24 protein-coding genes are annotated in these 22,014 nt (G+C 74.0%); 12 read left to right on the forward strand and 12 right to left on the reverse strand.

Features of this window, described 5'->3' with window-relative positions; genetic code table 11:
• Positions 1-15: 15 nt before the first annotated feature.
• The 4 genes from glpK (at position 16) to AB0J53_RS15825 (ending at position 3,206) form a co-directional block, all read left to right on the forward strand.
• Complete coding sequence (glpK, locus tag AB0J53_RS15810) at positions 16-1,479, forward strand: glycerol kinase GlpK (protein ID WP_364172418.1); 1,464 nt, start codon at positions 16-18, stop codon at positions 1,477-1,479.
• Positions 1,480-1,597: 118 nt separating this feature from the next.
• On the forward strand, positions 1,598-2,029 hold the full coding sequence (locus AB0J53_RS15815; protein ID WP_364172421.1) for a hypothetical protein: 432 nt from the start codon (positions 1,598-1,600) through the stop codon (positions 2,027-2,029).
• A complete protein-coding gene (locus AB0J53_RS15820) occupies positions 2,023-2,256 on the forward strand; it encodes a helix-turn-helix transcriptional regulator (protein WP_364172424.1) in 234 nt (77 codons plus the stop codon). The genes AB0J53_RS15815 and AB0J53_RS15820 overlap by 7 nt, the downstream gene beginning before the upstream one ends.
• Entirely contained in the window at positions 2,253-3,206 is a 954-nt protein-coding gene (locus AB0J53_RS15825) for an NAD(P)-dependent alcohol dehydrogenase (protein ID WP_364172427.1), read from the forward strand. Before AB0J53_RS15820 ends, AB0J53_RS15825 begins: the two co-directional genes overlap by 4 nt.
• Before the next feature lie 32 nt (positions 3,207-3,238).
• Here AB0J53_RS15825 and AB0J53_RS15830 read toward each other — a convergent pair whose 3' ends face one another.
• Positions 3,239-4,144: a beta-propeller fold lactonase family protein gene (locus tag AB0J53_RS15830; protein ID WP_364172430.1), complete on the reverse strand. Its 906-nt coding sequence runs from the start codon at positions 4,142-4,144 to the stop codon at positions 3,239-3,241.
• A 31-nt stretch (positions 4,145-4,175) separates the two neighbouring features.
• On the opposite strand from AB0J53_RS15830, the gene AB0J53_RS15835 reads away from it, so the two are divergent.
• Complete coding sequence (locus AB0J53_RS15835) at positions 4,176-5,099, forward strand: helix-turn-helix domain-containing GNAT family N-acetyltransferase (RefSeq protein WP_364172432.1); 924 nt, start codon at positions 4,176-4,178, stop codon at positions 5,097-5,099.
• Here AB0J53_RS15835 and AB0J53_RS15840 read toward each other — a convergent pair.
• A complete protein-coding gene (locus AB0J53_RS15840) occupies positions 5,011-7,200 on the reverse strand; it encodes an MMPL family transporter (RefSeq protein WP_364172435.1) in 2,190 nt (729 codons plus the stop codon). The genes AB0J53_RS15835 and AB0J53_RS15840 overlap by 89 nt on opposite strands.
• 94 nt (positions 7,201-7,294) lie before the next feature.
• Here AB0J53_RS15840 and AB0J53_RS15845 point away from each other — a divergent pair, with 94 nt between their 5' ends.
• Complete coding sequence (locus AB0J53_RS15845) at positions 7,295-7,888, forward strand: TetR/AcrR family transcriptional regulator (protein WP_364172438.1); 594 nt, start codon at positions 7,295-7,297, stop codon at positions 7,886-7,888.
• On the opposite strand, the gene AB0J53_RS15850 is transcribed toward AB0J53_RS15845, so the two are convergent.
• Positions 7,889-9,022 (reverse strand): alkaline phosphatase PhoX, encoded by a 1,134-nt coding sequence (locus AB0J53_RS15850; RefSeq protein ID WP_364172441.1) that lies wholly within the window; start codon positions 9,020-9,022, stop codon positions 7,889-7,891. It lies immediately after the preceding gene.
• Positions 9,023-9,178: 156 nt separating this feature from the next.
• Positions 9,179-9,646: a DNA starvation/stationary phase protection protein gene (locus AB0J53_RS15855; RefSeq protein ID WP_219514154.1), complete on the reverse strand. Its 468-nt coding sequence runs from the start codon at positions 9,644-9,646 to the stop codon at positions 9,179-9,181.
• 80 nt (positions 9,647-9,726) lie between these two features.
• On the opposite strand from AB0J53_RS15855, the gene AB0J53_RS15860 reads away from it, so the two are divergent.
• From AB0J53_RS15860 to mmuM, 3 genes are all read left to right on the forward strand, one after another.
• Positions 9,727-10,458 (forward strand): helix-turn-helix domain-containing protein, encoded by a 732-nt coding sequence (locus AB0J53_RS15860; RefSeq protein WP_364172444.1) that lies wholly within the window; start codon positions 9,727-9,729, stop codon positions 10,456-10,458.
• Entirely contained in the window at positions 10,455-12,839 is a 2,385-nt protein-coding gene (locus AB0J53_RS15865; RefSeq protein WP_364172447.1) for a VIT domain-containing protein, read from the forward strand. The genes AB0J53_RS15860 and AB0J53_RS15865 overlap by 4 nt, the downstream gene beginning before the upstream one ends.
• Before the next feature lie 97 nt (positions 12,840-12,936).
• The gene (gene mmuM, locus AB0J53_RS15870) at positions 12,937-13,803 is read left to right on the forward strand and encodes a homocysteine S-methyltransferase (RefSeq protein WP_364172450.1); all 867 of its coding nucleotides are present in this window, start codon (positions 12,937-12,939) and stop codon (positions 13,801-13,803) included.
• 76 nt (positions 13,804-13,879) lie between these two features.
• Here mmuM and AB0J53_RS15875 read toward each other — a convergent pair whose 3' ends face one another.
• Complete coding sequence (locus AB0J53_RS15875; RefSeq protein ID WP_364172453.1) at positions 13,880-14,311, reverse strand: DoxX family protein; 432 nt, start codon at positions 14,309-14,311, stop codon at positions 13,880-13,882.
• 81 nt (positions 14,312-14,392) lie between these two features.
• Between AB0J53_RS15875 and AB0J53_RS15880 the strand changes: the two genes are divergently transcribed.
• Positions 14,393-14,848 (forward strand): MarR family transcriptional regulator, encoded by a 456-nt coding sequence (locus tag AB0J53_RS15880; protein WP_219514133.1) that lies wholly within the window; start codon positions 14,393-14,395, stop codon positions 14,846-14,848.
• Between the two features lie 15 nt (positions 14,849-14,863).
• On the opposite strand, the gene AB0J53_RS15885 is transcribed toward AB0J53_RS15880, so the two are convergent.
• Positions 14,864-15,568 carry a lysophospholipid acyltransferase family protein gene (locus AB0J53_RS15885; protein ID WP_219514132.1) on the reverse strand — a complete coding sequence of 235 codons (705 nt, stop codon included), beginning with the start codon at positions 15,566-15,568 and terminating at the stop codon, positions 14,864-14,866.
• Positions 15,569-15,728: 160 nt separating this feature from the next.
• Between AB0J53_RS15885 and AB0J53_RS15890 the strand changes: the two genes are divergently transcribed.
• Positions 15,729-16,487, forward strand: a complete 759-nt coding sequence (locus AB0J53_RS15890; protein WP_364172457.1) for an alpha/beta fold hydrolase — start codon at positions 15,729-15,731, stop codon at positions 16,485-16,487.
• Positions 16,488-16,533: 46 nt separating this feature from the next.
• Positions 16,534-17,043, forward strand: a complete 510-nt coding sequence (locus AB0J53_RS15895) for a hypothetical protein (protein ID WP_357586520.1) — start codon at positions 16,534-16,536, stop codon at positions 17,041-17,043.
• 36 nt (positions 17,044-17,079) lie between these two features.
• On the opposite strand, the gene AB0J53_RS15900 is transcribed toward AB0J53_RS15895, so the two are convergent.
• The 6 genes from AB0J53_RS15900 to AB0J53_RS15925 form a co-directional block, all read right to left on the reverse strand.
• Positions 17,080-18,192 (reverse strand): hypothetical protein, encoded by a 1,113-nt coding sequence (locus AB0J53_RS15900; protein ID WP_364172460.1) that lies wholly within the window; start codon positions 18,190-18,192, stop codon positions 17,080-17,082.
• Between the two features lie 38 nt (positions 18,193-18,230).
• Positions 18,231-18,914, reverse strand: coding sequence for an endonuclease/exonuclease/phosphatase family protein (locus AB0J53_RS15905; RefSeq protein ID WP_364172463.1), 684 nt, complete (start codon positions 18,912-18,914; stop codon positions 18,231-18,233).
• Positions 18,915-19,006: 92 nt separating this feature from the next.
• Complete coding sequence (locus AB0J53_RS15910; RefSeq protein ID WP_219511203.1) at positions 19,007-19,939, reverse strand: ROK family glucokinase; 933 nt, start codon at positions 19,937-19,939, stop codon at positions 19,007-19,009.
• Positions 19,940-19,956: 17 nt separating this feature from the next.
• Positions 19,957-20,370 carry a hypothetical protein gene (locus AB0J53_RS15915; protein WP_364172466.1) on the reverse strand — a complete coding sequence of 138 codons (414 nt, stop codon included), beginning with the start codon at positions 20,368-20,370 and terminating at the stop codon, positions 19,957-19,959.
• 25 nt (positions 20,371-20,395) lie between these two features.
• Positions 20,396-21,571: an ArsA family ATPase gene (locus tag AB0J53_RS15920; RefSeq protein ID WP_357586514.1), complete on the reverse strand. Its 1,176-nt coding sequence runs from the start codon at positions 21,569-21,571 to the stop codon at positions 20,396-20,398.
• Position 21,572: 1 nt separating this feature from the next.
• Positions 21,573-22,010 (reverse strand): SRPBCC family protein, encoded by a 438-nt coding sequence (locus tag AB0J53_RS15925; protein ID WP_364172469.1) that lies wholly within the window; start codon positions 22,008-22,010, stop codon positions 21,573-21,575.
• Positions 22,011-22,014: the final 4 nt, after the last annotated feature.

A 22,014-nucleotide genomic window follows, 5' to 3' on the forward strand; every position in this document is an offset into this window, starting at 1 on the left:
GTGAAAGGCGATTTCGTGAGCGTGTTGGCCATCGACGCCGGCACCACGGGCGTCACCGCTCTCGTGGTGTCCGAGGACGGCCGGGCCGAGTCCCGCGGCTACGAGGAGTTCGCCCAGCACTTCCCGGAGCCAGGCTGGGTCGAGCACAACCCCGAGGACATCTGGCAGGCCACGCTGAGCGCCTGCGCCGAGGCGCTGCGCGGGGCCGCCGCCACGCCGGTCTGCGTCGGGATCACCAACCAGCGCGAGACCGCGGTGCTGTGGGACCGCGAGACGCTGGCCGCGCCGCGCCGCGCGATCGTCTGGCAGGACCGGCGCACCGCCGGGATCTGCGCCCGGCTGCGCGAGCGGGGCCACGAGCCGCGCGTCGCCGAGCTGACCGGCCTGCGCCTCGACCCCTACTTCACCGCCTCCAAGCTGGCCTGGCTGGCCGCGCACGACCCGCGCGCGTGGGAGGGCGTCACGTCCGGCCGGGTGGTGGCGGGCACCGTCGACTCCTACCTGATCGCCCGGCTCACGGCGGGCGCGCGCCACGTCACCGACCCGTCCAACGCCTCACGCACGCTGCTGTACGGGCTGGAGTCGGGCGGGTGGGAGCCGGAGCTGTGCGAGTTGTTCGGCGTGCCGGAGTCCGCGCTGCCGGCGATCGTGCCCAACTTCGGCGAGCTGGGGCGCACCGAGCCCGCCGCGTTCCTCGGCCTGGACCTGCCGATCAGCGGGGTGGCCGGCGACCAGCAGGCGGCGCTGTTCGGGCAGACCTGCTACACGCCCGGCGAGGTCAAGTGCACGTACGGGACGGGCTCGTTCATCCTGTCCAACACCGGCACGGAGATCGTCAGGTCGCCGGACGGGCTGCTGACGACGGTGGCCTGGCAGGCGCCGTCGGGCGAGCGCACGTACGCGCTGGAGGGGTCGATCTTCGTGACCGGCGCGGCGGTGCAGTGGCTGCGCGACGGGCTCGGCCTGATCGGCACCGCGCCGGAGTCGGAGGCGGTGGCGCGCACGGTGCCCGACAGCGGCGGCGTGGTGTTCGTGCCCGCCCTGACGGGGCTCGGGGCACCGTACTGGGACCCGGACGCGCGGGGGCTGATCACCGGCATCACGCGCGGCACCACGCGGGCGCACCTGGTGCGGGCGACGCTGGAGGCGATCGCGTTCGAGGTGCGCGACGTGGCGGCCGTGATGGGCGGCGACGGCATCCCGGTGCTCAAGGCCGACGGCGGGGCCAGCGCGAACGACCTGCTCATGCAGTTCCAGGCCGACCAGCTCGGCACTCCGGTGGAGCGCCCGGCGGTGCGGGAGACGACGGCCCTGGGCGCGGCGTTCCTGGCGGGGCTGGGCGCGGGGGTGTGGGGGTCGGCGGACGAGCTGCGCGAGACGTGGCGGCTGGAGCGGCGCTTCGAGCCGGGCGCGCGCGACGACGCCGCCTACGACCGCTGGCGCGCGGCCGTGGCCCTGGCGTGTGACGACCGGCGCTAACCTGCCCCGCACCCGCGTGCCCGGCGGGGCGCGGCCTGGCGTGTAAATAAACTTTGACATCGTGTCCGCGGCGTTTTACATTGACCAATGTCAGCTTTGTTTTACATGAGGAGCGGGCATGGCCTTCGAGGAAAAGCGCGCCTGGGTGATGATCGTGCTCTCCGTCGGCGCGTACGCGATCTACGTGGCGATCGTCCTGAGCCGGGCCGGCGATGGCCCGTTCGCCGACGTCGCCTACGCCGGAGCCCTGCTGTGGACCATCGGCGGCGCCGTCGTCGCCGGGATCGCGGCCAACATCGCGATGGCCGTCGCGGGCGGCAAGGGCGCCGACCGCACCGACGAGCGCGACCGCGAGATCAACCAGGTCAGCGAGCGCATCGGGCAGTCCTTCGTCGTCATCGGCGCGCTCGCCGCACTGATCATGGCCGTCGCCGAGCTGCGCCACTTCTGGATCGCCAACGCCGTCTACCTGGCGTTCGTGCTGTCCTCGGTGCTCAGCTCGATCGCCAAGATCATGGCCTACCGCAAGGGCGGCTTCCAGACGTGGTGAAGCCGACGCAGGTCACCAACACGATCCGGGCCCTGCGGTTCGCGCACGGCGAGATGACCCAGGCCGAGCTGGCCGACCGGGTCGGCGTCACCCGCCAGACCATCATCGCGATCGAACAGGGCCGCTACTCCCCCTCCCTGGAAATGGCGTTCCGCATCGCCCGGGTGTTCCGGGTCGGGCTCGACGACGTCTTCCAGTACCCCGACACCGAAGGAGACCCCCCATGAAGGCGATCGTCCAGGACGAGTACGGCCCGCCGCGCACGCTGAGCCTCGGCGAGGTCCCGACGCCGGAGCCGGGCGCCCGCGAGGTGCTGATCCGGGTGCACGCGGCCGGCGTCGACTACGGCGTGTGGCATCTCATGACCGGGCTGCCACTCGTCGGCCGCGTCGCCTTCGGCCTGCGCCGGCCGCGCAACCGCGTGCCGGGCATGGACGTGGCCGGTGTCGTGGAGTCCGTCGGCGCCGGCGTGAGCGGCTTACGCCCCGGCGACGAGGTGTACGGCGCGGCGACCGGCGCGTACGCGGAGTTCGCCGTCGCCCGCCCGGGCAAGCTCGCCCGCAAGCCCGCCAACCTGAGCTTCACCGAGGCGGCGGCGGTGCCCGTGTCGGGGGTGACCGCGTTACGGGCCGTCGGCCGGGTCACGCCCGGCGAGAAGGTGCTGGTCATCGGCGCGGGTGGCGGAGTGGGCAGCTTCGCGACGCAACTGGCGGTCGCCGGCGGCGCCGACGTCACCGGCGTGTGCAGCACGGCCAAGGCCGGCCTCGTCCGGTCGCTGGGCGCCGGGACCGTCATCGACTACACCCGCGAGCCGCTCACCGGGACGTACGACCTGATCATCGACATCGCGGGCAACCGGCCGCTGCGCGAACTGCGCGGGCTGCTCGCCGAGCGGGGCCGACTCGCCCTCGTCGGCGGCGAGGGCGGCGGCCGGTGGTTCGGCGGGCTCGGCCGGCTGCAGGCCGCCCGGCTGATCACTCCGTTCACGCGTCAGCGCCTGGACCCGCTGCTGGCGCTGACCCGCACCGCCGACCTGGACACGCTGCGGGACCTCATCGAGGCCGGGGCCGTGCGGCCGGCCGTCGGGCGCACGTACGCCCTGGCGGAGGCCGCAACCGCGGTGGGCGACCTGGCCGCGGGCGACGCGCCGGGAAAGCTCGTCATCACGGTGCGCTGACCCGGGGCCGAAACCGGCAGGCCAGGCCAGGGCTACGCGGGGAGCACGCAGGACGGGCTCTCGACCTCGATCACCTCGCCGGTCGGCGCCGGCACGCCGCCGGTCAGCGCGAAGACGGCGACGCCGCCCGACTGCTGGTTGGCCACGTAGAGGCGGTCGCCGTCGAGGGCGAAGTGGCGCGGCCAGTCGCCGCCCGAGGGCACCTCCGCGACCGGGCTCAGGTCGTCGGCGCGCAGCACGGCGATCGTGTTGGGGCCGCGGTTGGCCACGTACACGAAGTCGCCGGCGAGCTCCAGGTGGGACGGGTAGTTGGTCTCCCCGGAGGCGGAGGCGGGCACGGTGGTGAGGCTCCCGCCCTCCAGCAGCGTGACGGTGCCGTCGAGCTCGCCCGCCACGTAGAGGCGCGATCCGGCGAAGGCGAAGTGGCGGGGGCCGGTGCCGGGCGGCAGCCGGATCGGCTCCAGCGGCGCGCCGTCGAGCGAGTAGCGGCGGATCTCGTCGGTGCCCAGGTCGGAGACGTGCAGCACGTCGTCGTGGAAGACGCACTGGTGGGCGTGCGGGCCCTGCTGGCGCTCGGGGTCGGGGCCGGAGCCCTGGTGCCGCAGCACGATCGGGTCGCCGGTGAACACGCCGCGCCCGTCGAGGCGGTGCAGGCTGGCCACGCCGTCGCCGTAGTTGGCGACCGCGAGCAGCTCGCCCGACGGGTGCACCGCCAGGTGGCAGGGGCTGTCGCCCTCGGAGGAGCGCTCGTCCCAGGGCGAGAGCCCGCCGTCGGTGCCGAACGCGGTGATCCAGCCCTGGGCGAGCTCGCCGGCCGCGTAGAGCACCGGGAGCGAGGGGTGCGGGGCCAGGAACGACGGCGAGGCGAGGCGGGTCAGCCCTTCGCCGGTGCTCAGGATGCCGGGACCGTAGCCGCCGACGTAGAGGTGCCTCTTCACACCCGCCATCATCTCATGCTTGACTGAGGCAATGGATTCGCTGACGGAGTCAAGAGCTTTCGAGGTACGGGCGTTCAACCGCTTCTACACGCAGGCCATCGGGGTCCTCCAGGCCGGCATGCACCACTCGCCCTATTCGCTGACGGAGAGCAGGGTGCTGTTCGAGCTCGCCCAGGCGGGCAAGCTGGAGACCGGCGAGGTGCGGGCCCTGCTCGACCTGGACGCGGGCTACCTCAGCCGCATCCTGACGCGCTTCGAGAGCGACGGGCTGATCGTCCGCGAGCGCTCGGCCACCGACGGGCGCAAGCAGGTCATCCGGCTCAGCGCGGCCGGCACGGAGGCGTACGGCATGCTCGACCGGCGCTCCCAGGAGGAGATCGGCCGCCTGCTGGCCCGGCTGCCCGAGGAGGGCCAGCGGCGGCTGGTCGAGGCGATGGCGACGATCCGCGACGTGCTCGGCCCGCCGCCCGAGCGCGAGCCGGTGGTCATCAGGGCGCCGCGCGCGGGCGACCTGAGCTGGGTCGTCCACCGGCACGGCGTGCTCTACGCGCAGGAGTACGGCTGGGGCATGGCCTTCGAGCGGACCGTGGCGAAGGTCGTCGGCGAGTTCGACCCGGGGCGCGACGCGGCGTGGATCGCCGAGGCCGGCGGCGCGCCCGCGGGCTGCGTGTTCTGCGTGCGCAAGGACGCCACGACGGCGCAGCTGCGGCTGCTGCTCGTCGAGCCGTCCGCGCGCGGGCTCGGCCTGGGCCGGCGGCTGGTCGAGGAGTGCGTGCGCCACGCCCGGGCCGAGGGATGCCGGCGGATGGTGCTGTGGACGCGCTCCTGCCTGGAGAGCGCGCGGCGCATCTACCGGGCCGCCGGGTTCACGCTCGACTCGCAGGAGCCCGCTCTGGAGAACGGGGTCGAGGTGGTCGACGAGATGTGGTCGCTCGACCTCGCGGCCACCAGTTGAGCGGCCCGGCCAGCCGCATCAGGCTCGGCACCAGCACCGCCCTGATCACCGTCGCGTCCACCAGCACGGCCACCGCCATGCCGACGCCGAGCATCTGCACGAACGACACCGACGCGGTGGCGTAGGCGGCGAAGCTGAGCGCCAGGATGCCGCCCGCCGCCGTGATCAGCGGCGCGCCGCGCTGCAGCCCGGCGGCCACGGCCTGCTCGGTGTCGCCGGTCCTGTCGTACTCCTCCTTGACCCGCGACAGCAGGAATACCTCGTAGTCCATCGACAGCCCGTAGGCGACGCAGAGCATGAGGATGGGGATGCTCGGGTCGAGCGAGCCCGTCGGGGTGAAGCCGAGCAGCCCCGACAGGTTGCCCTCCTGGAAGACCCAGACGATGGCGCCGAACATGACGCCGAGGCTGAGCACGTTCAGGATCGTGGCCTTGACCGGCAGGATCACGCTGCGCGTCATGAGCGCCAGCACCGCGAGCGTCACGCCGAGCATGAGCGCCAGCAGCAGCGGCAGCCGGTCCACCACCGAGGCGCGATAGTCGGCCAGCTCGGCGGGATAGCCGCCCACCAGCACCTCGAACGGCGGCTCGACCGCGCGCACCGCCCCGGCGAGGCGGACGGGGTCGCCGGCGAGCGCCTCGGCCGAGGGCACCACCGACAGCCAGCTCCCGCGCCCCTCGAACCGGGACGGATCGCCGTCGCCGGTCCGCCGCCCCTCGGTGAAGACGCCGGCGGCCGAGTCGACCTGGGCGACGCCGGGCAGCCGTGACAGCTCGGCCGCGTAGGCGGTGACGTCGCCGCCCGCGCCGGTGGAGACGACCTGGATGGCGTCGGTCTCCTCGGCGGGGAAGGTCTGGCGGATCACGTCCTGCACCTGGCGGGGCCCGGCGTCCGGGGGCAGGATGCGGTCGTCGGCGACGCCGAAGCGCAGCCCCAGGAACGGCGCGGCCAGCACGAGCAGCACCGCCGTGGCCACCCCGCCGTACAGCAGCGGGCGCCGCATCACCCGGACCGCCAGCGCGTGCCAGAACGTGCCCGGCCGCTCGGGCCGGGATCGGCGCGGCAGCATCGCGCCGCCCGCGACGGCCAGCACGGCCGGCAGCACGAACACCGCCGCGACCAGCCCGCCGATCACCACGGCGATGCCGGAGTACGCGAACGACCTGAGGAAGTCGAACGGCAGCGCGAACAGCACGGCCAGGGACGCGGCCACCGTCAGGCCGCTGAACAGCACCGTCCGCCCGGCGTGCTCGACCGCCCCGGCCACCGCCTCGGCCCGGTCGCGGCCCAGCGCCACCTCCTCGCGGAAGCGCGCGATCACGAACAGGCAGTAGTCGATGCCCAGCCCGAGCCCCATGGCGAGCGTCAGGTTGAGCGCGAACGTCGAGATGCCGGTGAACAGCAGCGGCCCGCGCAGCAGCGCCAGCGCGATCGCCATCGCGAACACCCCGGCCAGGATCGGCACCAGCGCGGCCAGCGCCCGGCGCAGGTAGAGCCAGAGCAGCGCGAACGCCAGCGGGAAGATCACCAGCTCGGCGCGGACGAAGTCCTGCCTGGCCAGCGGCACCGTGGCGCGGAAGACCTCCTCCCCTCCCCCGGCCCGCACCCGCAGCAGCTCGTGCTCGGCGGTGATCGCCGGGACCAGCCGGGGCAGCACGCCCGCCCGCACGTGGTCGGCGTCGCCGGGGACGCGCACGAGGATCAGCGCGTGCCTGCCGTCCGCGCTGCGCAGGGTGGCGGGCCTGCCCCGGCCCCAGTACGAGGCGACCTCGGCCACGCCGTCGTGCGCGGCGGCGCGGGCCGCGAGCTCGCGCCCGGCGGCCTCCACGGCGGCGTCGTCGACCGTGCCGCGTTTCGCGGTCACCAGGAAGATCAGGTCCGGGCTGCCGGTGCCGAACCGGGCGGCCAGCTCGGCCCGCGCCCGGTCCGACTCCGATCCCGGCGCCTCGAACCTCGCCAGCGACAGCCGGGGCACCGCGCCCGCCGCCAGCGCCCCGGCCAGCACGGCCAGCGCCAGGGCCAGCCCGAGCACCGCGCGCCGCCGCCTGACCAGGAAGAACCCCAGCCTGCGCAGCGGCGCGTCCCGCCCTTGGGTCGTCACCACTCCCCGCCCCCAAACTCGGTAAACTACTCGTGTTTCATTGGCCGAACCAGAAATACAAGTAAATGCTCGCATTTGTCAACGGGGAGACCGCATGACCGAACGCGCGGTGCGCCGGCAGGCGCGCGGGCTGAAACGGATGGCGGAGATCCTCGACGCCGCCGAGCTGGTGATCGCCGACGTCGGCTACCCGGACCTGACGACCAACCAGGTCGCCGCCCGCGCCGGGCTCTCACCGGGCTCGCTCTACCAGTTCTTCCGCAACAAGGAGGAGATCCTCGACGGCCTGGTCACCCGCTACACCACCGACCGGGAGGAGTTCTGGGCGGCCAGGCTCGCGGCGGTCACACCCGACGTGCCGCTGGAGGCGCTGGTCGGCGCGCTCGTGGACGAGAGCGTCGCGTTCAAGGCCGCCAGCCCCGCCTACTGGTCGCTGCTGTACGGCAGCGCGACCGGCGACAAGCTGGCCGCCGCCGCCCGCGTGCTGCACGAGGCCGTCGCCGCCCAGGTCGCCGCCATGCTGCGCCGCCGCTCCCCCGGGCTGGACGAGGAGCGGGCGCTGATGATGGGCACGATGGCGGTGGCCATGGTCAAGGCCGTGATGCCGCTCGCCGGCGACGCCACCCCCCGGCGGGCCGCCGAGCTCGTCGAGGAGCTCAAGGTGATGCTGGTGCGCTACCTGAGCTGATCAGCCCCGGAACGGGCCCGCCACCTCGTACGTGGTCGCCTCGCCGGACGCCGCCGTGGCCGAGAAGTAGAGGCGGTCGCCGCCGGGCGCGAACGCCAGGCCGGACAGCTCGGCGTCGCCGTCGAGCGTGAGGAACGGCGCCATCTCCCGGTCCGGCGTCACGACGTCGATCCGGGAGCCCCGGCGGGCCACGTACAGGTCACCGGAGGGCGCGGCCGTGACGGCGCCGACGCCGTCGCACACCCGCTCCACCGCGCCGGTCCGCGTGTCGTACGCCCACAACGCCCCGCCAACGGTCGCGGCGCCGCTTCGGGTGGTGTCGCCCCGGGTGGTGTCGCCTCGGGTGGTGAGGAAGCAGACGCCGTCCGCGTAGTGACAGGCGTCGCCGCCGTCGAAGCGGCGTGCCCCCGCGACCTGGTGGCGGACCGGCTTGAGCAGTGCGGCCGGTGACGGCACCCGCTCCCACGCGCCCGAGCCGCACAGCACCTCCAGCGTGCCCTCCGTCAGGTCGCCCCAGTCGCCGGGCCGGAACCGGTAGAAGCAGCCGTCACGCTCGGCCTCCGTCAGGTAGACGACGCCGAGCCCGGGGTCGCAGGCCGCCCCGCCGTGCGCGAACCGTCCCATCGCCAGCCTCGGCCTGCCCGCGCGCATGCCGTACGGGTCGCACTCGAACACCCGGCCCCGGTGGCCGAGCTCGCAGGACAGCCAGGTGTGCCACGGGGTGGCGCCGCCGCCCCGGTTGACCTCGGTGCCGGACAGGATGCGGTAGGCGCCGCCCACGCTGCCGTCGGGCCGGAAGCGCAGCGCCGACGCGCCGCCGACCACCGGCAGCGCGGCGTTGGAGACGTAGATCCAGCCGGGGCCGTCGGGGAAGCACGCGCCCGCGCCGGGCGCGGCGTGCCACGTCAGCCCGGCCACCTTGCCGCCGGAGCGCGCCACCACCCGCCCCCGGAACCCGCCGGGCACGGCCGGCCGCCCCGGCCCCGCCGAACCGCCCGAGCCCGCCTGACCGCCCAGGCCGCCTGTGCCGCCTGGGGCCGCGGGCTCGCCGGGGCCCGGCTCGGTGATCGGGCCGTACGGGCTCGCGCCGCTCTGCCGGATCGGGCCCGTGCGGAGGAGAGTCTTGCGGGACATCGTCAGGCCTCCCTCTTGATGCCACGCTAGTCCACCGCACCGACGTGAATGGGGAGGATCCCCAAGTCCGAACAGTACGCAAACTGCCACGCGAAAGCCCGGGGCGCGGGACTCCGGCTCCGGGCTTCGGTTTCGAATCTCGTCCCCCCGGCAGGGTCAGCGCTGGGCCTGGAACATCCAGCGCTGCTTCTCCACGTCCTGCGTCACGGCGATGAGGATGTCCTGCGACACCTGGTCGGGCTCCTCCGTGGCGTCGATGCGCTCGCGCATCCGCTTGCTGATGCCGTCGAGGACGTCCGTGATCGTGGCGACCACCTTGCCGTCCTCGATCCAGCCGTGCTCCGGCTGCGGGAGCTTGGTCGCCTTCGCGACGGTGGCGGCGCGGCCGTCCGGGCTCACGCCGAGCGCCACGAGCCGTTCGGCGACGACGTCGGTGTGCTGGCGCGCCAGGTCGGTGAGCTCGTCCAGCTGCAGGTGGATGGGGCGGAAGTGGGAGCCGATCACGTTCCAGTGCGCCTGCTTGGCGACCAGGGACAGGTCGATCAGGTCGATGAGAGCGCCCTGGAGAGCCTGGGCGGTGGTCTTCTGCGCGTCACCCTTGATCGGGCCGGAAATCGTAGACATGTCCTCCCCTCTCCCCGAGGAAGCGGGCTTCATTCCCCTCGTTCTTGACAGTGCAACAATGACAGTGTCAGTGTGGTGGCATGAGCGAGACGTGGACGATCGGCGAGCTGGCGGAGCGCGCGGCCGCCCAGCTCCGCTCGCGGGCGCAGCCGCTCAACGGCCGGGTCCGCGAGGTGCCGGGCGAGCGCCTGATCAGGTGGTACACCACGATCGGCCTCGTCGACCCGCCCCTCACCCGCCAGGGCCGGATCGCCCGCTACGGGCGCAGGCACCTGCTCCAGCTCGTCGCCGTCAAGCGCCTCCAGGCCGCCGGGCTGTCCATCGCCGACATCCAGACGGCCCTCGCCGGAGCCACGGACGCCATGCTGGAGGAGGCGGCCCGCCTCACCCCGGATCCCGGCCCCCGGTTCTGGACCCGCCACCCGGCCCCCGACTCCTCCTCGGACGGGCCCCGGGACCTGCCGAACGCCCAGGACGCCCCGGCCGATGCGCCCCCGGCCGCGGCGCAGGACCTCTCAGGGCCGCGAGCCCCCGCACGGGCATCCTCGGGGCCGCCGTCCGAGGGTGCGGGCGGGCCCCGGGGATCGGACGGGCCGGGCGCTTCGGAGGAGCCGGAGGGTCCGGCGGTGCGTGGCCGGAGGGCTGCCGGTGGGCACGGTCCCGGTGAGGCCTCGCCCCTGTGGGGGGTCAGGCTCGGGGAACGGGTGACGCTGCTCGTGGAGGGACGGGCTCTGTCGGACGAGGACATCCAGGCCGTGCTGGCGGCGGCGGAGCCGCTGCTCGCGGTGCTCGAAGAGAGGAATCTGGCATGAACATCACGACACTCGAGCCCGCCCGGTGCGCGCCGGTGCCCGACGCCGGGATCGGCGCGCTGCGGACCGCGCGCGGCAACCTGCCGCTGGAGAGCGTGGACGTGTCCGCCGAGGTGTCCGGGCTGGTCGCCGGGGTGAAGGTGGCGCAGGGGTTCCGCAACCCGTTCGACGTCACGCTGGAGGCCACGTACGTGTTCCCGCTGCCGGACCGGGCGGCGGTGACGGCGTTCCGGATGGAGGCGGACGACCGGGTCGTGGAGGGCGTGCTGAAGGAGCGCGGCCAGGCGCGGGCCGACTACGACCGGGCGCTGCGGGAGGGGCGGCGGGCGGCGATCGCCGAGGAGGACCGGCCCGACGTGTTCACGATCCGGGTGGGCAACATCCTGCCCGGGGAGCGGGTGACGGTGCGGCTGGAGCTGAGCCAGCCGCTGCCGTACGAGGACGGGGCGGCCACGTTCCGGTTCCCGCTGGTGGTGGCGCCGCGTTACGTGCCGGGCACGCCGCTGGACGGGCCCGCGGCGGGCGACGGGGTGGCGCCCGACACGGACGCGGTGCCGGACGCGTCCAGGATCAGTCCCCCGGTGCTGCTGCCCGGCTTCCCGGACCCGGTGCGGCTGTCGCTGGCGGTCAAGGTCGACGCGGGCGGCCTGGATCTGCGGGAGCTGGCGTCCAGCCTGCACGTGGTGGAGGAGGCCGGCGGTGTCGTACGGGTGCGTCCCGGCGAGCGGCTGGACCGCGACTTCATCCTGCGGATGGCGTTCGATGCCTCGACGGCGCTGCAACTGGACGGCGCGGGCACGTTCGCGCTGACGGTGGTGCCCCCGGCGCTGGAGTCGCCGAGGGCGCCGCGTGACCTGGTGCTGCTGCTGGACCGGTCGGGCAGCATGGCCGGCTGGAAGATGGTGGCGGCGCGGCGGGCGGCGGCGCGGATCGTCGACACGCTGACGGCTCAGGACCGGTTCGCGGTGCTGGCGTTCGACTCGGTGGTGGAGGAGGCGTTCGAGGGGCTCGCGGAGGGCGGCGACCGCAACCGCTACCGGGCGGTGGAGCATCTGGCGCGGGTCGACGCGCGGGGCGGCACCGAGCTGCTGGAGCCGCTGCGCCGCGCGATCGACCTGCTGGGCGGCGGCGACGGCGGCCGGGAGCGGGTCGTGGTGCTGGTGACCGACGGCCAGGTGGGCAACGAGGACCAGATCCTGGAGCGGGCCGGTGGCGCGCTGTCGGCGATGCGGGTGCACGCGGTGGGCATCGACCGGGCGGTGAACGCGGCGTTCCTGGGCAGGCTGGCCGGGCTGGGGGCGGGCCGGTGCGAGCTGGTGGAGTCGGAGGACCGGCTGGACGCGGCGATGGAGCAGATCCACCGCCGGATCGGCGCGCCGCTGGTGACGGACCTGTCGCTGAAGGGCCTGGACGTGGAGCCGGGCACGCTCACGCACCTGGGCTCGATCTTCCCGGGCGTTCCGCTGCGGGCCTACGGGCGGTGCCGGGAGGGTTCGGCGGTGACCGTGCGCGGGCTGGCGGCCGGGGCGCCGTGGGAGCAGCGGGTCGAGGCGACGGTCGTCGACAGCCCGGCGCTGCGCGCCGTGTGGGCGCGCGCGCACCTGCGCGAGCTGGAGGACCGCTACGCGATGGGCGAGCACGGGCTGGAGCCGGAGATCGTCCGCGTGTCGCTGGAGCACGGGGTGCTGTGCCGCTTCACCGCGTACGTGGCCGTCGACAGCAGGCAGGTGGCCGAGGGCGCGCCGGAGCACCGGGCGATCCAGCCGGTCGAGCCGCCGAGCGGCTGGGAGATGCCGGCGCCGGCGGGCGGGTTCGCCTGGATGGCGGCGGAGGCGCCGCGCGGGATGCGGGCCATGGCCGCGCCCGCTCCCGGGCTCAACCCCGGCGGCGGGGGCGACCCGGTCGTCATGGCGGCGGCGCGCGGGCCGCTGTTCGCCGCGCCGATGGCGGCCGGGCCGGCGCGGAGCGCGCCGATGGGGGCCAGGCCGGTGCCGCACGGGCTCGACACGGTCCGCGCGCAGCTCGCCGCCGAGCTGGACCGGCTCAAGGCGCTGACCGTGCCGGACGTGCTCTACCTTGCGGACCTGGGCTCCCGGCTGGCGGCGCTGGCGTCCTACCTGGGCGGGCACGCGGAGCTGGCGGCGCTGGCCCGCGAGCTGGAGACGGCCGAGCGGCCGGGCGCCGACCCGGAGGCGCTGCGCCGCCGGGCGATCGAGGTCCTGACCGCCCTGACCGCCCCCGACCGCCCCACCCCCGGGGGAGGCCCCGGGCTGGGCGGCGGGCCTGCCACCGGCGGCGGCTTCGGGCCTGGTGGAGGGGCCGGGCCGGAGGGGCGGGCCGGGGGTGAGGGGCCGCGGCGGCCCTTCTGGAAGCGCGCCTGAGCCGGGGCAGCGGCACGTCAAGGGAAGGGCAAGGCGGGGCCGGCGGACGCGGGCGCGGCGGCCCCGCGCACCCGTTCGGGGACCATACTCTGGACGGGTGACCACACTCGTGCTGGACGGCGGCCTGTCCACCCATCTCGAAGCGCTCGGCGCCGACCTCGGCGACGCGCTCTGGTCGGCCAGGCTGCTGCTGGAGGACCCCGGGCTCGTCCGGCAGGTGCACGCCGACTACTTCGCCGCCGGCGCCGACGTGGCCACCACCGCGAGCTACCAGGCGTCCATCCCCGGCTTCCGGCGCCGGGGGCTGGACCTGGCCGAGGCCGAGCGGCTGATCGGGCTGTCGGTCGAGCTGGCCGCGCAGGCCCGTGACGAGGCGGGCGGCGGGCTGGTCGCCGCCTCGGTCGGCCCTTACGGGGCGTTCCTGGCCAACGGCGCCGAATACACCGGCGACTACGACCTGGACGAGGACGGCCTGCTGGCCTGGCACCGGCCGCGCTGGGAGATCCTGGCCGCCTCCCAGGCCGACCTGCTGGCCTGCGAGACCATCCCCTCCTACGCCGAGGCGCGGGCGCTGGCCCGGCTGCTGGCCGAGACGCCGTCGGTCAAGGCGTGGGTGAGCTTCTCCTGCCGTGACGCGGCCCGCATCAGCGACGGCACCCCGATCGCGGAGGCGGCGGCGCTGTTCACCGGCAACCCGCAGGTGATCGCCGTCGGCGCCAACTGCACCGCGCCGCGCCACATCCCCGGCCTGATCACCGAGCTGACCGGCAAGCTGCCGGTCGTCGTCTACCCCAACTCGGGCGAGACGTGGGACGCCGGCGGGCGCCGCTGGCTGGGGCTGTCGGACCCGCTGGAGTACGGCCAGGCGGCCAAGGAGTGGCAGGCGGCGGGCGCCGCGCTGATCGGCGGCTGCTGCCGCACCACTCCCGACCACATCCGCGAGGTCCGCGCCCACCTGTCCTGACCGACCGCCCTGACCGAACTGTCCTGATCGAGCTGTCCTGATCGGGCTGTCCTGACCGGGTGCCGCTTCGTCGCGGTCAGGCGGCGCGGCTGCCGGTCAGCTTCTTGTCCAGGCCGAGGATCCGGTCCAGGGCCAGCGCGCCGCCGCCGGTGAAGCCGATGGCCAGGCTGGCCGCGGCGAGCGCGAGCACGTACTCGTAGCCGCCGTCGCCGACGGCGAAGCCCGCCTGAAGGTGGGCGAAGAAGATCGCGCCCACCATGTCGAGCGCGAGGAGCGTGCCGAAGACGGGCAGGCCGACGCCGAGGATGAGCGCGATGCCGCCGACGACCTCCAGCACGGCGACGAGCGGGGCGGCGAGGCCGGGGAGCGGGATGCCGATCGACTCGAAGAACTGCGTGGTCCCGGCGATCCCCATGGTGGCGAACTTCTGGTAGCCGTGGACGAGGAAGATCACGCCTGTGGCCACCCGGGCGAGCAGCAGTGCGATGTTACGCGCTCGGTCAAGCATGTTGACTCCTTGAAGTTCGTACAGATTTGAACGAGACTCTACCGCGAAAGTTCAAATGTGAACAACAAGTAGACTGATCTGATGAGTGACACCCGGTGGCTCGACCCGACGGAAATGGCGGCCTGGCGCGCGTTCCTCTCCACCGCCCACCTGCTCGAACGGCGCATCGAGGAGCAGCTCAAGGCGGCGGCGGGGCTGACCCATCCGCAGTGGGAGATCCTGGTCAGGCTGGCCGACGCGCCCGACCGGCGCATGCGCATGACCGAGCTCGCCCGGGGCGTGGTGGTGTCCAAGAGCGCGCTGACGTACCAGATCACCCAGTTGGAGAAGGCGGGGCTGGTCGAGCGGACGACCTGCCCGTCCGACGACCGGGGTGTGCTGGCCGTGCTCACCGACGCCGGGACGCGCTGCCTGGAGCAGGTGGCCCCGGGGCACGTGGAAGTGGTGCGCGCCTATCTGATCGACCGGCTCACCCGCGAGGAGCTGGAGACGATGACCAAGGCGATGGGCAGGACCGAGCAGGCCCTGCGCGACTGACCTGGCGGGCGGCCGTCAGCCCGCCGCGGCGGCGCGGGCGGCGCGCTCCATCTCGACCTTGGCGCTGGCGGCGTACTTGTCGACGTACTCCTGCTCCGACAGCTCCATCAGCGCGTACATGATCTCGTCGGTGACCGCGCGCAGCACCAGCCGGTCGTCCTCCATCCCGTAGTAGCGGGAGAAGTCGAGCGGCTTGCCGAACCGGACGCCGGGCCGGATGCCGAGCTTGGGCAGCGGCCGGCCGGGCGGCATCATCTCGAACGTGTTGACCATGGCCCACGGGATGACCGGGGCCCGCGACTCCAGCGCGAGCCGGGCCACGCCGGTCTTGCCCTTGTAGAGGCGGCCGTCGGGCGAGCGGGTGCCCTCGGGATAGATGCCGAGCAGGTTGCCCTCGCGCAGCACGCGCAGGCCGGTGCGGAGCGCCGCCTCGCTGGCCTTGCCGCCGGACCGGTCGATCGGCACGGTGCCGACGCCGCTGAAGAACAGCCGGGTGAAGAAGCCCTTGACGCCGCGCCCGGTGAAGTAGTCGGACTTGCCCAGGGAGATGACCTTGCGCCTGAGCTGCAGCGGGCCGAAGAAGTGGTCGGCGAAGGACAGGTGGTTTCCGGCCAGGATGGCGGGGCCCTGCCGGGGCACGTTGTCGATGCCCTCCGCCCACGGCCTGAAGACGAGGTGGAGGATCGGCGCCAAGATGGCCTTGACCACCCAGTAGAACACCCGGCCACCTCTTCCTCATGCGACTGTCTGCGAGCACTCTGCGCGAGCACAGTCATCTTCCCATCCCGGCCCCGATGCTCCTACACCAGCTCTCGCACAATTGCCCCGGATCGTGCGACGATCGGGCAGTTCGGGGATGAAAATGCATGGAGGAGCTGTTATGCCGCTCATGCCAGGCGCTGAGCCCTATCACCATCACGCAGGTCAGGTCGGCGTGCTGCTGTGCCACGGATTCACCGGCAGCCCGCAGTCGCTGCGCCCCTGGGGCGAGCACCTGGCCGCGCACGGCGTCAGCGTCTCGCTGCCCCGCCAGCCCGGGCACGGCACCACCTGGCAGGAGATGAACCACACCCGCTGGGAGGACTGGTACTCCGAGGTGGAGAAGGCGTTCAAGGACCTCCAGGGGCGCTGTGCGGAGGTGTTCGTGGCGGGGCTGTCGCTGGGCGGCTGCCTGGCGCTGCGGCTGGCCGAGGTGCACGGCGACGCCGTCCGGGGCGTCGTGGTGGTCAACCCGTCGATCACCAACGACGTGCCGCTGCTGCGGCTGGCGCCGGTGCTCAAGTGGTTCGTCGCCTCGGTGCCGGGCGTGGCCAACGACATCAAGAAGCCGGGCGCGACCGAGCTCGGCTACACGCGCACCCCGGTGAAGGCCGCCGCGTCGCTGCCCCGGCTCTGGTCCCTGGTCCAGGCCGACCTGGAACGGGTGACGCAGCCGCTGCTGGTCTTCCACAGCACCGAGGACCATGTGGTGAAACCGGCCAGCGTGGCGATCATCCGCCGGAAGGTGCCCCAGGCCACGATCGAGGAGCTTACCGATAGCTACCATGTTGCGACGCTTGACAACGATGCCGACAGGATCTTTGCCGGGAGCCTCGACTTCATCCGGACACATGCCTCGGTACCCTTGCAGAGGGACTGATCGCACCCAGGGGGAAGTCGCGATCGCTGTGGAGAGGCCCATCTAGGTGACGCCCCAGAGTGACGAGGACGAGGTCTGGCGGCAGATCGTCGCGTCCTTCAACGACACGGCCGAGCGCGACTCGGCTGATCAGCCATGGCCGGACAGCGAGAACGTCCCCGCCGAACCGCTGCGGCGGGTGGTGAAACCACCGGAGGAGTTCGCCGACCTCGACCTGAACGGGGAGCCCAGGGAGCCCCGCGAGTCCCGTGACGGCGACACGCTGGACCGGGGTGACGAGGGCGACACGCCGGGCGACGAGGAGGACGAGGGCCACTTCGAGCCGCCGCCTCCTCCCCCGCTGCCCAAGCTCGACCTGCCGACCAAGCTGGCCTGGCTGGCGCTGTTCGGCGGTCCCGCCTACCTGCTGGTGGCGGCGATGGCCGACTGGCGCATGGAGGGCTGGGCGCTGTTCACCGCGGTGGCGGCCTTCATCGGCGGCTTCGTGGCGCTGGTGGTGCGCATGGGCGACGGCCCGCCGAACGACGGCGGCTGGGACGACGGCGCGGTCCTCTAGACAGCTCTGGAGGACCGGCGCCCCGGAAGGACCGGGTCAGGAGTCGGGGTCGTCCGGCTGGCCCGGGCCGAACGACTCCACCACGTCCGTGTAGCGCTCCTGGTCGTCGACGGCGTGCCCGACGGCCCACACCGCCTGCCTGCCCGCCAGGTAGGCGACCGCCTGCAGCCGCACGCTGCTGCGCCCCTCGGCGGCGGCGCCGCGCAGGACCTCGCACGAACGCTTGTCGCAGCGCAGCATGAACGCCTGCGAGGCGCGCGCCGGGTCGTAGCCCGAGATCCAGTAGCGGCCCTTGCCGTCGCCGGTGACGCCGTAGAGGCGGGCGCCCTTGACCGGCAGCGACAGCCGCTTCCACCGCTTGCCGTTCCAGGCCAGGGCGAGCGGGCCGACCTCGCCGGGGCCGTGGTAGACGCCGCCGACGGCCAGCGCCCGCTTGCCGCTGTCGACGTGGATGTCACGCAGGTAGCCGCCTGGCACCGACGGCACCGGCATGCTCTTCCAGTCGCCGCCGGACTGGTGCACGATCAGCGGCGCCCGCCCGGTGTCGCCCACGGCGAAGCCGCCGGACACCGCGTACAGGGCGCCCTTCTCCTTGGTCGGCTGGAACGTCCACTCGTTGTCGTGCCAGGTGACGATGAGGCCCTTGTCGTCACGGCTGCCGACGGCGGTGACCCGCTCGCCCGCCGCGTCGATCCCGCCGAGCCAGTCGCCGCTGCGCAGCCCCTCCGGCCGGACGCGGTCGAAGCCGCCCGTGTCGCCGCGGGCGATGAACGGGACGCCGTCGTGGCCGTCGCCGGCCGCCCACACGTCGCCGGAGGAGGCGGCCGAGATCGAACGCAGGCTGCCCGCCCCGGTGGTGTCGCGGATGGGGGCCTCGCCCCAGCGCTCGCCGTTCCAGTGGCGGATGGTGCCGCGGTTCTTCCACACGTCCCAGATCTGCTGCTGGCCGACGGCCCACACGTCGCCGGAGGACAGGGCCAGCACGTCGGAGAGCGAGCCGTCGGCCACCAGCCGCACGCTCGTCGTCCGCTCCCACGCGTCGATGGCGGCGGGGCGGGGCTCGGCATGCGCGGCGGGCGTGACCCCGGACAGGGCCACGGACGTCGCCAAGGTCAAGGAGAGCGCACGCCGCTGATAGCGACGGGTCATGGATCAAATGCTATTGGCTGAACGCCGCTGATGCCCCGTTAGGGGAAGACTCGCAGTTCGGCGAGCACCGGGAGGTGGTCGCTGGCCCCGGTCAGGTCGGGGCTCGCGGCTTCCACGCCGCCGCACGACTCGACACGCAGCCCGCGCGCGGCGAACAGGGCGTCGATGCGGTGGCGTGGCTTGGCGGCGGGGAAGGTGAGCCCGTCGCCGCGCGGCGCGGCGGCGTGGCAGTCGGCCAGGCGGGCGGCCAGCAGCCGCCAGGCCGGCCGGCAGGGGTGCTCGTTGAGGTCGCCGCCCAGCACCGCCTCGGCGTCGTGGCGGGCGGCGACGGCCTCGGTCAGCTCCAGCGCCTCGGCGGCGTGGCACGTCCTGGCGGCCTCGTGCAGGTCGAGGTGGAACGAGCCGACCGCCAGCCGCGCCCCCTCGACCTCGACGACGGCCACGGCCAGGGCGCGGGCCTCCAGCCCGGCGAAGACCTTGAGCACGTGGCTCTCGGCGTGCAGCACCCGGGCGCGCGGCCCGGCCAGCACCGCGACGCCGCGCCGGGTGTGCCCGCCGGCCGTGCGCAGCCCGTGGCGGGCGATCAGGCGGCGCCAGCGCAGCCGCCGGTGGGGCAGCCGCGGCACCTCCTGGACGCAGATCACGTCGGCGCGGGCCGCCGCGATCACCCGCTCCAGCGCGGCCCCGTCGTCCCTGAGCCCATGCAGGTTGTACGTGACCACCCGGACATCCGGGACAGCGGGAACGTCACGGCCGGGCGGGCCGGGCACGGCGGCAGACTCAGGCCCGGCGGCGCCGCCGGGGGCGCCGGCGGTCAGCGGCGGCGGGCGAGGTCGGCGGCGCCCACGACGCCGGCCGAGGCGCCCAGCTCGGCCATCCGCACCTCGGCGACGGGCCGGTGGCCCCGGCCGGTGAGCCGCTCCTCGAAGGCCGCGCGGGCCCGGTCGAGGAACAGGTCGGCGGCCCTGGACACGCCGCCGCCGAGGATGAAGCACCCGGGGTCGAGGACGGCGGCGAGGTCGGCCATGCCCTGGCCGAGCCAGTCGGCGACGCTGGCGAAGGCGGCGAGCGAGGCCTCGTCGCCCATCCGGGCCGCCTCGGTCACCTCCTCGCCCTCGATCCGGCCGCCGGCCAGCCCGAGCAGCGTCCGGGCGCGCTCGGGGTGCAGGGCGGCGGTCTCCCTGGCCTCGGCGACGAGCGCGTTGCCGCTGGCGTACTGCTCCCAGCAGCCGTGGCGGCCGCAGCCGCACAGCCGCCCGTCGGGCACCACCTGCATGTGGCCGAGTTCGGCGCCCATGCCCCAGTGGCCGCGGTAGAGGTGGCCGTCGAAGACGATGCCGCCGCCGATGCCGGTGCCGATCGTCAGGCAGACCACGTGGGACTGCCCGCGTCCGGCCCCGAACCTGGTCTCACCCCAGGCCATGGCGTTGGCGTCGTTCTCGATCACCACGGGCAGGCCGACGAGCCCGCTGATCTTCTTCTGCAGGGGCTCCTCGCGCCAGGCGAGGTTGGGGGCGAAACGTACGATCGACCGGGTCTCGTCGACGAACCCTGCCGCGCCGACGCCGACGGCCTCGATCTCGCGGTCGCCCGCGAGCTCGCGCACCACGTCCGCGACCGTCTCGGCGACCAGGTCGGGCCGGTCGGCGGCGGTGGGCCTGAGCGCGTGCTGGACGATCTGTCCGTCGTCGTCGACCACACCGGCGGCGACCTTGGTGCCGCCGATGTCCACACCGATCGTGAACATTGCCCGCCTTCCCCTTTTTATCCCAGGTCTATGTGCTCGACATTGTCGCGGTCGCGCTCGTCGCGCGGCCGGCGGGGGGCGGGCCTGCTCAGCGCGTCGAGCGCCTCGCGGAAGGCGGCGAACAGCTCGCCGCCGGCGGCCATGATGTGCCCGGCGACGTCGCCCGCCGCCTCGCCTGCCCGGTTCGTGGCGCCTTCGCGCTGCGCCGCGATCGCGCGGCAGAAGGGGCACGCCTTGCAGACGTACTCGCCTTCGGGCTCGGACACGGCCTCGCCCCAGACGTCCTTCTGCTCCCGCCCGCCGCCGCCCGTGAACGAGTTGAACACGGTCTTGCCGACCTGGCGGGTGGCCCGGCCCTGGATCGCGTCGAAGAGCTTGCGCGCCTCTTCGGCGACGGTCCCGATGGGATCTCTGTCGTTGTTGTCGGTCATGTGGCCCTCCCGGCTGATGCGGCGCTCATCCCGTCGCGTGCGCTTCGTCGGATTTCGCCTCCGAGGTGAACCGTACCCGGAGCGCGCCGTCGCGGAGCACCGCCGAGCTGATCTTCCTGCGGGCGAGGGCGGCGGGCAGCGCCAGGATGCGCCGGTAGGGCCCGGCGGTGATGATCAGTTCGTCGCCCTTGCGGGCCAGGTCGACGTCGCCGTGGCGGGCGCCGGGCAGCGCCAGCGTGAGCTCGTCGGCCGACAGCCGCAGCGGCGGCGGCGCGGCGGGCGGGGCGAACGGGTCGGCCTCGCCGTAGAGCGCCTCGCCGAGCCTGGCCAGCGCCTCCTTGCCGACCGGCTCGGCGGGCAGGTAGGGGACGACGTGCACGGGCAGCGGCGCGAACGACTCCTCGGCCTCGGCCAGCAGCCTGCTCTGGGCCTCCACCCACTGGGCGCGCCACGGGTCGGCGTCACCGGCGGGGAAGACCCGGTTGGCGACGACGGCGTCGACGCGGTAGCCGTACAGGTTGAGCGAGGTGAGGGTGCGCCGGGCCTCGGCGAGCACCACCGACTCGGGCGTGAGCACGAGGCGGACGGAGGCGTGGCCGCCGGTGAGCAGGTCGCGCACCTCCATCAGGCCGCGGTGGAAGCGTTCGGCGGCGCCGACCACCTCGTCGCCGGGCGCGCTGACGCGGGCGACGCCGCGCACGAACGGCGCGGCGACCCGCAGCAGCCGGCGGCCGAGCGGCATCAGCCGGTTGACGTGCCAGTCGAGCGCCTCGGGCAGCGCGAGCAGGCGCAGCGTCTCGGCGGTGGGCGCGCAGTCGACGACGATGACGTCCCAGCGGCCCTCGCGGGCGTGCTCGCGCAGCTCCATGAGGGCGATGAGCTCCTCCGCGCCGGGCAGCACGGTCAGCTCCTCGGAGGTGATCTCGTCCAGGCCCAGCTCGGCGAGCAGGCCGCGGGCGTAGTCGCGCAGCTCGCCCCAGTGGCGCTCCAGCGAGCGCTGCGTGTCGACCTGGTGCAGGTGCAGGCCGGGCGCGACCTCGCCGGGCTCGACGGCGAGCGCGTCGGCCAGCGAGTGGGCGGTGTCGGTGGAGACGATCAGCGTCTTGAGCCCGCGCCGGGCGGCGAGCGTGGCGGTGGCCGCGGCGGCCGTCGTCTTGCCGACGCCGCCCTTCCCGGTGAACAGCAGGACGCGGGGGCTCACCTCAGCGGCCTTCGACGCGCTTCTTGAGGCCCTTGAGCGCGGTGTCCACGATCACCTTCTCCGCCTTGCGCTTGATCATGCCGATCATCGGGACGGCGAGGTCGACCGCGAGCTCGTACGTCACCTCGATCCCCCTGCCCGTGTCGGCGAGCAGATAACTGCCGTCGAGGCGGGAGACCATCTTGCCGGGCTCCGACACCCGCCAGCTCACGCTCTCGTCGTCGTTCCAGGTGTAGGCGAGGGTGTAGGTGTCGCTGATCATGCCGGCGTCGAGGACGAACCGCACGGACTCGGGCCTGCCGTCGGCGCCGGTGGACAGGACCTCGGCGCTCTTCACCTGGCCGGCCCACTCGGGGTAGGCGGGCAGGTCGGCGATGACCGCCATGACGCCGGCGCGATCGGCGTCGATGACGATGCTCGAACTGGTGCGATCAGCCATGCGA

Origin of the sequence: Nonomuraea sp. NPDC049725 (assembly GCF_040674795.1) — a bacterium.
GTDB lineage: Bacteria > Actinomycetota > Actinomycetes > Streptosporangiales > Streptosporangiaceae > Nonomuraea > Nonomuraea ceibae.

Excerpts from the sequence above, each read along its gene's own strand:
- AB0J53_RS15815 (WP_364172421.1), top strand. The coding sequence starts at position 1,598 with ATGGCCTTCGAGGAAAAGCGCGCCTGGGTGATGATCGTGCTCTCCGTC.
- AB0J53_RS15825 (WP_364172427.1), top strand. The coding sequence starts at position 2,253 with ATGAAGGCGATCGTCCAGGACGAGTACGGCCCGCCGCGCACGCTGAGC.
- AB0J53_RS15835 (WP_364172432.1), top strand. The coding sequence starts at position 4,176 with ATGGATTCGCTGACGGAGTCAAGAGCTTTCGAGGTACGGGCGTTCAAC.
- AB0J53_RS15845 (WP_364172438.1), top strand. The coding sequence starts at position 7,295 with ATGACCGAACGCGCGGTGCGCCGGCAGGCGCGCGGGCTGAAACGGATG.
- AB0J53_RS15850 (WP_364172441.1), bottom strand. The coding sequence starts at position 9,022 with ATGTCCCGCAAGACTCTCCTCCGCACGGGCCCGATCCGGCAGAGCGGC.
- AB0J53_RS15855 (WP_219514154.1), bottom strand. The coding sequence starts at position 9,646 with ATGTCTACGATTTCCGGCCCGATCAAGGGTGACGCGCAGAAGACCACC.
- AB0J53_RS15860 (WP_364172444.1), top strand. The coding sequence starts at position 9,727 with ATGAGCGAGACGTGGACGATCGGCGAGCTGGCGGAGCGCGCGGCCGCC.
- AB0J53_RS15865 (WP_364172447.1), top strand. The coding sequence starts at position 10,455 with ATGAACATCACGACACTCGAGCCCGCCCGGTGCGCGCCGGTGCCCGAC.
- AB0J53_RS15875 (WP_364172453.1), bottom strand. The coding sequence starts at position 14,311 with ATGCTTGACCGAGCGCGTAACATCGCACTGCTGCTCGCCCGGGTGGCC.
- AB0J53_RS15880 (WP_219514133.1), top strand. The coding sequence starts at position 14,393 with ATGAGTGACACCCGGTGGCTCGACCCGACGGAAATGGCGGCCTGGCGC.
- AB0J53_RS15890 (WP_364172457.1), top strand. The coding sequence starts at position 15,729 with ATGCCGCTCATGCCAGGCGCTGAGCCCTATCACCATCACGCAGGTCAG.
- AB0J53_RS15900 (WP_364172460.1), bottom strand. The coding sequence starts at position 18,192 with ATGACCCGTCGCTATCAGCGGCGTGCGCTCTCCTTGACCTTGGCGACG.
- AB0J53_RS15910 (WP_219511203.1), bottom strand. The coding sequence starts at position 19,939 with ATGTTCACGATCGGTGTGGACATCGGCGGCACCAAGGTCGCCGCCGGT.
- AB0J53_RS15915 (WP_364172466.1), bottom strand. The coding sequence starts at position 20,370 with ATGACCGACAACAACGACAGAGATCCCATCGGGACCGTCGCCGAAGAG.
- AB0J53_RS15925 (WP_364172469.1), bottom strand. The coding sequence starts at position 22,010 with ATGGCTGATCGCACCAGTTCGAGCATCGTCATCGACGCCGATCGCGCC.